This window comes from Chryseobacterium sp. 27AL, assembly GCF_057815395.1.
The window spans coordinates 136,039-148,089 of record NZ_JBYRIW010000001.1; the positions used below are offsets into that span (position 1 = coordinate 136,039).

The 12,051-nt window shown below is 37.3% G+C and carries 9 protein-coding genes; 7 read left to right on the forward strand and 2 right to left on the reverse strand.

All coding sequences use genetic code 11. From position 1 onward, the window contains the following. Position 1: 1 nt before the first annotated feature. On the reverse strand, positions 2–1,006 hold the full coding sequence (locus AC3WV0_RS00640) for a cytochrome d ubiquinol oxidase subunit II (protein WP_488843043.1): 1,005 nt from the start codon (positions 1,004–1,006) through the stop codon (positions 2–4). Further along, the gene (locus AC3WV0_RS00645) at positions 1,003–2,346 is read right to left on the reverse strand and encodes a cytochrome ubiquinol oxidase subunit I (RefSeq protein WP_488843045.1); all 1,344 of its coding nucleotides are present in this window, start codon (positions 2,344–2,346) and stop codon (positions 1,003–1,005) included. Before AC3WV0_RS00645 ends, AC3WV0_RS00640 begins: the two co-directional genes overlap by 4 nt. A gap of 233 nt (positions 2,347–2,579) precedes the next feature. Here AC3WV0_RS00645 and gyrB point away from each other — a divergent pair, with 233 nt between their 5' ends. From gyrB to AC3WV0_RS00680, 7 genes are all read left to right on the forward strand, one after another. Then, a complete protein-coding gene (gene gyrB / locus AC3WV0_RS00650) occupies positions 2,580–4,514 on the forward strand; it encodes a DNA topoisomerase (ATP-hydrolyzing) subunit B (protein ID WP_488843047.1) in 1,935 nt (644 codons plus the stop codon). 121 nt (positions 4,515–4,635) lie between these two features. Beyond that, entirely contained in the window at positions 4,636–6,528 is a 1,893-nt protein-coding gene (locus AC3WV0_RS00655; RefSeq protein ID WP_488843048.1) for a DUF3858 domain-containing protein, read from the forward strand. Positions 6,529–6,531: 3 nt separating this feature from the next. Beyond that, positions 6,532–8,463: a DUF3858 domain-containing protein gene (locus AC3WV0_RS00660; RefSeq protein WP_488843050.1), complete on the forward strand. Its 1,932-nt coding sequence runs from the start codon at positions 6,532–6,534 to the stop codon at positions 8,461–8,463. 79 nt (positions 8,464–8,542) lie between these two features. After that, positions 8,543–9,373, forward strand: a complete 831-nt coding sequence (locus AC3WV0_RS00665) for an RsiV family protein (RefSeq protein WP_488843052.1) — start codon at positions 8,543–8,545, stop codon at positions 9,371–9,373. A 22-nt stretch (positions 9,374–9,395) separates the two neighbouring features. Further along, complete coding sequence (locus AC3WV0_RS00670; RefSeq protein ID WP_488843054.1) at positions 9,396–10,211, forward strand: hypothetical protein; 816 nt, start codon at positions 9,396–9,398, stop codon at positions 10,209–10,211. A gap of 5 nt (positions 10,212–10,216) precedes the next feature. Continuing rightward, complete coding sequence (locus AC3WV0_RS00675; RefSeq protein ID WP_488843055.1) at positions 10,217–11,107, forward strand: diacylglycerol/lipid kinase family protein; 891 nt, start codon at positions 10,217–10,219, stop codon at positions 11,105–11,107. Between the two features lie 347 nt (positions 11,108–11,454). Further along, a complete protein-coding gene (locus tag AC3WV0_RS00680; RefSeq protein ID WP_488843057.1) occupies positions 11,455–12,051 on the forward strand; it encodes a hypothetical protein in 597 nt (198 codons plus the stop codon).

A 12,051-nucleotide genomic window follows, 5' to 3' on the forward strand; every position in this document is an offset into this window, starting at 1 on the left:
ATTATCTTCTTAGCTTGCTGAACGATGCCATTAAATAAAACAAAAATGGTAAAATAAAGATACATCCCAATATTAAGGCCCAACCGAGGACAGAAATAGTTTTCGGGGCAGCAACATGTTCAAGTAATGAAAGGTGCTGGCCATTTCCGAAAAGAATGATATTGGGATTATGTTGATACGTTGCGGCGACCAGGATCATAATAATCTGAAAGCCGGCCAAAGCCCTTACCGGAAGAAGTTTACGCCTGTTCATGGCTCTGAGGATTAATAATAGGCAAATGGTTGCAAAAACAGTAGCCATAATTCCCAGAGGTTTTGAAAATACCCACATAAGTAATGGAATATCAGAAAGGTAAGCAGTCAGAAATACCAAGGCACCGGTAATCACAACAAAAATCATGGTCTGTTTTGATTTTTTAATCATTAAACTTAATTCTGCATGGTCTACTGTTTCTCTGAGGGCAAAAATAGAAGCGAGATAAGCACAGATCGCAATGGTAAAAAGCCCGACAGCAACTCCAAACCAATTGAGCCAGCTGAAAATATACAGGTCTAAAAAACCCTTAGCATCAGGATTAATAGAGTGTGAAATGGTTGCAGCGGCAATTAATCCTAAAAAAAACGGTGTCAGAAGACTTGAAAAATAAAAGATCTGCGTATACAGTTTTTGCCATTCATCCTTTACTGCGTCATAATGTCTGAATGTAAATGCGGTTCCCCTGGCGATAATCCCGATAAGCATTAAAACCAAAGGAATATGAAGATACGTTGAAAGCGTGGTATAAATTTCAGGAAAGCCTACAAAAAGAATAACAATAGCAATAATCAGCCACATGTGGTTGGCTTCCCAGACCGGAGCTATTGATTCGTACATGATAACTTTCGTTTTGGAGCGGTTCTTTTTTCTGGTAAAAAGTTCGACAATCCCGGCGCCAAAATCTGCTCCGCCTAAAATCACATAAAGACAGATCGACAGCCAGAGAAAGCCTATGACTATATATATCATAATTTCTTTTGTTTAGCGTTAAATTGAGGATCGGTAGGGTCATAAAGTTTCGGAACCATTTTTATCTGTCTTGTCAGAAGAAAGATGATTACAAAAGATAACGAAACAAAAACGGCAGTAAAGAAATAGAATGAATACTGTATTCCGGGCATTGGAGTTACAGCATCAACGGTTCTCATAATTCCATAGATGATCCATGGTTGCCTGCCCACTTCTGTGACAGTCCATCCTGCTTCCAGGGCAATATATCCGAAAGGTGTGGCTATTAAAAATGTTTTCAGAAGCCAGTTTTTTTTCAGCCATTCTTTTTTGAAAAATACGGCAAAAAGGTAAATCATCCCTATAATGATCATAATCACTCCAAAGAAAATCATGATCTGAAAAGCAAAATGGACAACCATTACCGGAGGCCATTCATCTCTTGGGAAATCATTTAATCCTTTTACTTCAGCATTAAAATCATTGCTTACCAAAAAGCTTAACACTTTAGGGATCTTTACGGCATATTTGATCTCTCCTTTCTGTTCATCAGGAATGCCTCCAATCACAAAAGCAGCGCCTTTTTCTGTTTTAAAATGTGCTTCCATGGCGGCTAATTTTATCGGCTGCCGTTCTGCTACTGATTTAGCGGCAACATCACCACTTAAAGGCGCTCCAAAAGCTCCGATTAAAGCGAATCCCGCAGCAATTTTAAATGCTTTGGTATGAAATTCAATATTCTTTTTCCGCATAATCATATAAGCATGAACGCCGGCAACCGCAAATCCTGTGGCGCAAAAAGCAGCAACGGTCATATGCAGTGCCTGCGGAAACCAGGCATCGTTAAACATCGCTCTGATAGGGTCTATATTTAAATATTGTCTGTTAATATAATCAAATCCTGCCGGAGAATTCATCCAGGCGTTGGCGGCAACGACTAAAATTCCTGAAGCCAAACCACTTACACCAACGAGAAAACCGCAAAACCAATGAAACCATTTATTAAACCGGTCCCAGCCATAGAGGAAAAAACCGATAGCGATGGCTTCGATAAAAAAGGCAGTTCCCTCCAGGGAAAAAGGCATCCCGAAGATAGGGCCGGCATGCTTCATAAACTGTGGCCACAGCAATCCAAGTTCAAAGGAAAGCATCGTCCCGGAAACAGCTCCGGTGGCAAAAAGAATAGCAACGCCTTTGCTCCAGGCTTTGGTAAGACCTTTATAAATTTCGTCGTTTGTTTTCAAATATTTCCAGTGGGCAAACGCCATCAGAAACGGCATCACCATACCGACACATGAAAAAATAATATGAAAACCGAGGGACATTGCCATTTGGGCACGGGCTGCAAGGAAATCGTCCATAAATATCAACTTTTTAAGTAAATAAATGTAAGGATAAATTGGCTATTTCTCAATATGATTTACGACAGTTCTTATTCAGATTGAAGATTTTAACTTTGTATTTTTTAACTTTAAAATCGCATCAGTTGGTGTGGAAAAATCGATCTGTTTTTGACATATTTTAACTTTCATACCTCGAAAAAAATCACGATATTTGTGGGTCTTTGCATTTAGCAGGATTTTTAATATTTTATATGAGTCAGAAACAATATACAGCTAGTAGTATTCAGGCATTGGAAGGGATGGAGCACGTTCGTATGCGTCCTTCAATGTACATTGGTGATGTAGGAGTAAGAGGTCTACATCATTTGGTTTATGAAGTAGTGGATAATTCTATTGACGAGGCTTTGGCAGGATACTGCGATACAATCTTCGTTGCCATTAAAGAAGGAAACGGAATCGAAGTAAGTGATAACGGTAGAGGTATTCCGGTAGACTTCCATGAAAAAGAACAAAAATCTGCTCTTGAGGTTGTAATGACAAAAATCGGGGCCGGAGGTAAGTTCGACAAAGATTCTTACAAGGTTTCAGGAGGTCTTCACGGAGTTGGGGTGTCGTGTGTAAATGCACTTTCCAATGAAATGGTAACCACCGTTTACAGAGACGGAAATGTTTATCAGCAGATATATTCAAGAGGAAAAGCACAGACCGGTGTTGAAGAAATCGGGCACAGTGATCAGAGAGGAACGAAGCAGTTTTTTCAGCCGGATGATACGATTTTCACAGAACTGGTTTACAATTATGATACGTTAGCAAGCCGTTTAAGAGAGCTTTCTTATCTTAACAAAGGAATTACCATTACTTTAACGGATGAAAGAGAAAAGCTGGAAGACGGTTCTTTCAGATCCGAAGTTTTCCATTCTGAAGGCGGATTAAAAGAATTCGTTGCATATATCGACGGAAACCGCGAATCCATTATGGAAAATGTAATCTTCATGGAGGGTGAAAGGGATGATATTCCGGTAGAGGTAGCCATGCGTTATAATACATCATTTACCGAAAATCTTCACTCTTACGTTAATAATATTAATACTCATGAAGGAGGTACTCACCTGGCAGGTTTCAGACGTGCTTTAACGAGAACCCTTAAAAAATATGCCGATGATCTGGGTATTCCTCAAAAGGAAAAAGTAGAGGTTACAGGAGATGACTTCCGTGAAGGATTAACGGCAGTAGTTTCTGTAAAAGTAATGGAACCTCAGTTTGAAGGACAGACCAAAACGAAATTAGGAAACTCCGAAGTTTCAGGTGCTGTTGATAAGATTGTGGGTGAAATGCTTACAAACTTTTTAGAAGAAAACCCTACTGAAGCCAGACAGATTGTACAAAAGGTTGTTCTAGCCGCAAAAGCAAGACAGGCTGCGAAGAAGGCCCGTGAAATGGTTCAGAGAAAATCTCCTATGGGCGGTTCCGGACTTCCGGGTAAGCTTTCCGACTGTTCGTCAAAAGATCCTGCAGAATCAGAAATATTCCTTGTAGAGGGGGATTCCGCGGGGGGTACGGCAAAACAGGGCCGTGACCGTTTTTTCCAGGCGATTCTTCCGTTAAGAGGTAAAATTTTGAACGTGGAGAAATCAATGCTTCATAAAGTGTATGATAACGAAGAGATTAAGAATATTTATACCGCACTTGGCGTTTCTGTAGGAACGGAAGAAGACAGTAAAGCACTGAATATGTCTAAACTGAGATATCACAAAATCGTAATTATGACCGATGCCGATATCGATGGTTCTCACATTTCTACATTGATCCTGACATTCTTCTTCAGATATATGAAGGAATTGATTGAGAACGGATACATTTATATCGCTCAGCCACCTTTATATTTATTGAAAAAAGGAAACAAAAAGCAGTATGCTTACAACGAAAAAGAACGTGAAGAGTTTACTTTGGAAATGTCTCCGGATGGAAAAGGTGTTGAAATCCAACGTTATAAAGGTCTTGGAGAGATGAATCCTGAACAGCTTTGGGAAACAACACTTAATCCTGAACACCGAATCCTTAAGCAGGTGACAATAGATAACGCTGTTGAAGCAGACAGTGTTTTCTCTATGCTGATGGGAGATGAGGTTCCGCCGAGAAGAGAGTTTATCGAGAAAAATGCGAAATATGCAAAAATTGATGCATAATTAGCGATTATCCAAATATATAAGGCCTCAGAAATGAGGTCTTTTTCCTTCACAATTGATGTATTAAATTTAATTTTAAGTCTTGCAGAGATTTTATTATTTTTGCTAAATTTTAATAACCATGATTAAAATACTTTGTACCGTTGCCCTTTCCGTAGCATCATTTTATTGTGCACAGAACTTTCCGGCTTCAGCAATTCCCGAAAACCTTAAGAAAAATGCCGACGCGGTCATCAGAAAAGATCTAACTACCATTCAGATTAATAAGATCGATGATATTAAATATCAGCTTTACACCGTAAAAACGGTTCTCAATAAAGATGGAGATTCAGATGCTCAGGTATATATTCCCTACCAAAAAGGAAACAGTATTTCCGATGTGAAAGTCAATATTTACGATGAATCGGGAAAGAAAATAAAATCATATTCCAAATCGGATTTCGGTGACTTTGCCAACAATAATCAGGGAACATTTTATTCGGATAACCGGGTAATGGCATTATCTTATACACCCACGCAATATCCCTATACGGTTGAATTTTCTTATCAGATTGATGATGAAAATACGGTCTTCTTACCGGATTTCACCCCTTTTACTACCACAAAGGTTTCACTGGAAGAAGCTCAGATGAAGATCATCAACAAATCAGGAATTGAGCTGAAATCAAAAATTTATCCTTCACCATACAATTACACAGCAGTTACTGAAAATGAAAATACCGGTGAAAAAACATATACTTATAAAAATGTACCTGCTATAGACGATGCTTTTTTACTTCCTCAGCCTGTAAAAATTTTACCGAAAGTAAGCTTTGCCTTGACCAAATTCAACCTCGAAGGAAAGCAGGGGACCCTCAAAGACTGGAAAGATTTCGGTAGTTGGTATTATAAAAATATCCTTGAACCGGTATTTGTATCTACTCCAGCCATCAAGGCTGAAGTTGCCTCCTTAAATTTACAGGGAACCACCGAGGAAAAGGTGAAGAAAATCTATCAGTACATGCAGAGCAAAACAAGATATATTTTCGTAGCCCTGGGAATTGGCGGTTGGCAGCCAATGCTTCCGGATGAAGTTCAGAAGAAAGGATACGGCGACTGTAAAGGATTGTCAACCTATATGAAAACCTTATTGGATGAAGCTGGGATTCCTTCTTATTATTGTAAAATCAATTCAGGTTCTTCTCCTGTTTCGTTTGATAAAGATTTTCCAAAAATGGGAGGTAACCATATTATACTCATGATTCCTACAGAAAAAGGAAATATCTGGCTGGAAAACACTTCGCAGCAGATTGCTTTTAATCACCTGAATTATACGACGACAGATAGAAATGTCCTTGCTGTAAAAAAAGATGGTATAGAAGTGATTGATACACCTTCTTATCTTGCCGAGCAAAGCAAGGAAAAGCAGATCCTAAAAGTAAAAATCAATGAAGATAACAGTATTTTGGGAGAAGGTAATTTTTCTTATACAGGACTTCAGTACGACAACAACCTTATTCTTGCCACTCTGTCTCCGAAAGAAAGAACGGAATCCGTGAAAAATATGCTGGATGTTCTCCATTTCGAAAAGATCGAACTTAAAAATTTCCTTAATGATAAGGATAATGCAGTGGCCAAGTACGATCTTGATTTTAAAGCGAATAATTATTCTAAAAATGCGGGAAGCAGCATGATTTTCAGAGCGGTTCCCATTTATTCTGATAATGTATATAAAAAAGAGGACAGCCGGGAACTGCCTTTCGAGCTAAGACAGTCTTTTGAAGATGAATATGAAATCAGCTTTACCTTGCCACAGAATTATAAAGTAGATGAACTTCCTGAAAATGTTCTGCTTAATTCTGAATTCGGAACGTATAAACTAAGTTTTGTAAAAAGTGGAGAAGGAGTGAAAGTCAGCAGAACCATGAAAATCAATAAGGGACTTTACCCGAAAGAGAAATATAACGACTATATCAATTTCAGAAAAAAAACTATTAACATCGACAACTCAAAAATTTTAATCTCTAAGATTTAACACATGAAAAAAATATTATTTATCGTTTTTTGCTCTATGCATTTTCTTTTTGTAGAAGCCCAGAAGCATAAGTTTCTTGATCCTCCAAAATTCAATGATGCCGACCTTTCAAAACAAAAATCAGCGCTGGATGAGAATGCACCGGCCGAGATTCTTTATAAATCTTTACATTTCAACATCGATTATAATTCAGGAAATCTTATCAAAACAGCATTTTACAGAGTAAAGATCTATGATAAGGACAAGGCTGAAGATTGGCTGAACCTGGAAGTCCCGCTTTATCAGAACGGAAGTAATCAGGAAACGCTCTCCAAAATGAAAGCTTTCACTTATAATCTAGAAAACGGAGCTTCAGTAGCAACCAAAGTTGATAAAAGTTCCAAATATAAAAGTAAAGAAAGCAAGTACGTATCCATCACAAAGTTCGCTTTCCCGAATGTGAAGAATGGTTCTGTCATTGAATATCAGTACGAGGTTACTTCGCCGTTTCTTTTCATCATACCGGAGATTCTTATTGAAACTGATACTCCTTCGCTGTATACAGAATATGTTTTGGACAGCCCGGGAAATATTTCTTACAATGTCAATTATACAGGATTTCTAACCCCTAAATACAGAGAAATTGAAGAAAGAATGATGTACGGAATAAACTACAGAACGTACAGATTCGGATATGAGAATGTAAAAGGATTTAAAACAGAAAAGTTTGTTAATAACGACAGGAATTACAGAACAAAAATAAGTGCAGAGCTGCATTCTACCAACTACCGTGAGCTGAAACTTTACTCCTCATCATGGGAACAGATAAAGGAGCGTTTGTATGAAGATGAAGATTTTGGGGGAGAGTTAAAGAAAACCAGACTGGCCAAAGAAAATATGCCTGCCAATATCTCCGGAATATCAAATGAAATTCACAGAGCTAATGCAGTTTTTGATTATGTGAAAAATACATTTACCTGGAACAAGGACAGAGGAATCTACGTAGAAGACGGAATCAAAAAAATGCTGGAAACCAAAACAGGAAATGCTGCCGAAATCAATCTTTTCCTGGTGATGATGCTTCGTGAGGCAGGTCTTAAAGCAGATCCGCTTACCATTTCAACAGTAAGTAACGGACTTATCAATATTGCGTCTCCCAATGTTTCCAACATGAATTTTGTAATTGCAGCGGTTCAGACAAAAGACGGTTTTCATTTGTATGATGCCACTGTGAAACAGTCTTCCATAGATCAGCTTCCGCCAAGAGACTGGAACCAGTTCGGAATCCTGATTGCTAAAGATAAAGTCCAGCAGCTTTCCCTTACCAATGCGAAAACGAGCTTCACATATCTTACAGCAACGGCAAAAATCAATAGCGACGGAAGCATATCCGGAAATTATTCTGACAAAGATACAGGTACCTATGCTATGTTTGCTAAAGAAAGCTATGATGATAATGCCGAGAAATACAAAAAACAATATAAAGACAATTTCGCAATCGATTTCACAGATATTGATTCAAAGGTTACTGAAAACGGAGATTTTGAAAGTACCATGAAATTTTCTTCGGACAACCTGATAGATAAGATCGGTAAGAAAATAATCATCAATCCGATGCTGTTTCTGAATAAAAATTCCAATGAATTTGATCAGACAGAAGAAAGAAAATACATGATCGATTTTACCTCACCATTTACGAGAATTAAAAAAATCGTTCTTGAAATTCCGGAAGGGTATGCGATTGAAGAAATGCCTAAGAATAAAAAAATTGTAACCGATGATAAAGAAATTGAATACAGTTATTTTGCCGAGCAGAAAGGAAATACCATAGAAGTGGTTTCCACGACGAAGGTGTTGAGCCCAACCTACCCTAAAGAATATTATCCTGCATTTAAGCAGATTTGGGGTGTGGCATCCAAGCATGAGAATCAGGTAATCAGCCTCGTGAAAAAATAAAAAGATAGAAATTTTCGAAATAAGTTTAAAACCATTCATTTTTTGAATGGTTTTTGCATATACGTAGAAAATTAGAATTATGAAAAATACGATTGCCGTTCTGGCTCTTTCGACACTCTTTGTTGTATCGGCCTGTAAAAAAACTGAAAACAATTCTACCGATACTGTAAAAACGGATTCTGTACAGAACAATACATTCAGCGTAGACTCGGTAAAAGTGAATGATTCTTTGAAGCTTAGCGATTCATTAATAGTTAAATATTCCTCCAAAATGCTGGTGTTTCCGTCTATTAAAGACAAGAAATTGTTGGACAGCATTTATTTCGGAGATAAAAATATTCAGGATTTCTCGAAGAACGGACTTCAGGCATTACTTGAAAAAAATAAAAACAAATACTTCAACGACGTTAAAAAAGATTCAAAAGACTGGATTTCCGATATGAATTTTTCTCAGGAATGGTATTCAGACATGGGAATGAATTTGAAATCAAGAATCAACGATTATATGCATATTGAATATACGTGGGGGTCATACGAAGGCGGCGCTCACGACAATTATGGATTTTCCGAAAGAGTTTTTGATTTAAAAAACAATAAAAAGCTCGAGTTGAAAGGCATCACTTCCATGCCTAAAGCGAAGATCGAGGCGATTCTTCTGAAGAATATCAATAAGATCAACAGCGGAACCACGGACAGCAACGGGAAGGTCAACAATTCAGAGATGCTTCTGGTAGATGTCGTTCCGGCTACCGAAAATTTCTATTTTGATGAGAAGAATCTGTATTTCCATTACAGTCCTTATGAAATCGCGGCATTTGCAGCAGGAGATATTACGATTCCGGTTTCATGGGAAGAATTAAAAGGAACCATCAATCCTGAATTCAAGAAAAGGATGAATATCAGTTACTAAGAATCAGTGATAGCCAGCACAAATGATGAAAAGATTTTATCTCATATGGACCACGCTTTTGCCCTTACTTTTTGTAGCATGTAAAGAGTTGGGAAATGATAAGAAGAAATCTGAAAAAGTAAGTTTCGGAAGAACCTTTATCGATTCTGTGATCGAAGAAGATACGATAAAGATCTCTGATTCTGTGTTGCTGCGGTATTCTTCCAAGCTTTTATGGTTTCCTGATCTTAAAGACACAAATCTTCTGAAAGAAATTTATCCCGGAAAACAAATTACCGACTTTTCCCGAAACGGACTTCAGAACTACCTGAAGCAGGAAAAGGAAAATATTTATAACAGGATGAGAAATTCTGCCGGGATTCGTGAAGTTAAGCAACAGCAACAGTGGTCGTACATTTCTCTGATGAATGTCCGTATGAACAGGAATAATTATGTTTCTGTTCAGTACTATACAAGCCAGGCAGGAGCACAGGATAAGGTCAGCTATTATTATGAGGAAAAAGTATTTGATTTTAAAAACCTTAAAAAGCTGCAATTATCGGACATGATTACTCTTTCTGAAGAAACGGTGAAGGGCATTTTAAAGCTCAATCTCGGAAAGACGACTCTTATGCAACAGATCAAAACGTATGATCCCGAAACCTATGCTCTTATTTCTGCGGCATCTTTTCCGGTGACACGGAATTTTTATTTTGATGATTACAATTTATATTTTCACTATAACGCAAACGAAATTATTCATGATGATGACATCGGCGATCTTATTATTACCGTTCCTTGGAATGATCTTAGCGATTACCTAAGACCTGAGTTTGTGCGGCGAATGAAAATTAACTGAATTTAATGCTTTCTAATCTGGAAGCATTTTTTATTTTTGCATCAATGGAAAAAGTTGCCTTTATCATCAATCCGTTTTCGGCCAAAAAGAACTATCAGCCGTTTCTCAATGAACTCAATGCTAAGGTTAAAGATCCTTTGTATTATATCTCAGAATCGATTCTGGGAACAGATGATTTTATTCAGAAACATTATGCTGAGGTGGATATTTTCGTTGCTATCGGAGGAGACGGCACCATTTCCACTGTGGCAAAAAATCTCATCAATACGGAAAAAGTATTGGCTATCTTTCCGGCAGGATCGGGGAATGGTTTTTCCAACGAAACCAACTTCAGCAAAAATCTTGATGAACTTCTCGAAAAGCTCAAAGCAAAAAAATCTAGGAAGATTGATACCTTCACGATCAATGGCAGGCTGTCCATCAATGTGTCGGGGACGGGTTTTGATGGGAAAGTGGTAAAGGAATTTGAAAAGACTACCCGCGGTTTTAAAAACTATATCAAAGTTTCCCTGAAAACCTTTTTTAGCTATAAACCGAAAAAAGTTAAGTTTTTTGATGAAAAATACAAGCAGTACAACGGCAAATATCTGATGGTAAATATTGCCAACACCCGTCAGTTCGGAAACAACGCCTACATTGCGCCGCATGCAAGTAAAAGTGATGGGCTCGTAGATATGGTGTTGGTGAAAAAGTTTCCGATAACATATTCTCCTTTTTTTGCTTTCAGAATGTTTACTAAAAAACTGAAAGATGACAACTACATCACCTATCTTCCGGTTTCTGAAATTGAATTTAAGGTAAATACAAAAAACTGGCATATCGATGGTGAATTCAATAAAATAAAATCACCAATTCACGTAAAAGTACAGCCTTCAAGCTTAAATATTCTGATATAAAATACTTTTCAAAAGATCCCTAAATAATTAAACTTATTTTTTTCGCCTGTTAGACAATTTTGCCTGATTATACAAGGCAGGAATTCTTATATCATTATATCAAAAAAAGTAGTCACACCTAGACTACTTTTTCTGTGACAAATGTAAAGAAATTATCATTACTTCCAAATAATAATCTGTTGTTTTTTAATATGTTAATTAATTTGAAACAGTAGATTCCTTTAAAAACCGGGCGTTTAAGAGGAAAAGAAACTGCCCTCATTTTTACCTTAAAAAAAGAGAAGCATATTGATTCTTAAATCATTGGCTTTAATAGTAGTCTAGGTGTGACTACTTTTTTAAGCACAATGAAACTACAAATGATGACCCTTTCTCAGCTCCCTCTGTTCCTGCGTTTTAGCGTAAGGATACTGTGCTTTCAGCTGTTTTCCATTGCTGTTTTTATCAGTTCCCAGACTCCTTTTTCCTACTCCGATTCAACAATTTTTATATCTGAAGATTCTTATCTGTATGTTGAATTACCGGTTGATATCTCCCATGCAACATCTTTGTCAGGAAAAAATCAAGTATCATCAAAACAGTTTAATGCAAATAAGCGTAAAGCTTACTTTAGGCTAAAGTCACCATCTATTACCAAAAATGTTAACCGATCAAATCAAGCCTGCTTTACAATTCCGAAGAGTTCGCATTATCTTGGAAACTCAAGCAATCTTTTATCAACAGCCGTTTTAGGAAATCCTTCTCAAGCAAAACACCACCAGAAAATGATGGATTCGTCTTTAAGAGTTTTCTTGGACGTAAATTTTTGTGAAACGAAACTTCAATATCATCTTATTGACCATATCAACCTCTTAAAAATTATAACCAATCACTTCAGCCGCCCTCCACCCATATTTACGATATTTTATCAAACACAAATGACACGGATTATTAAACACAAATGA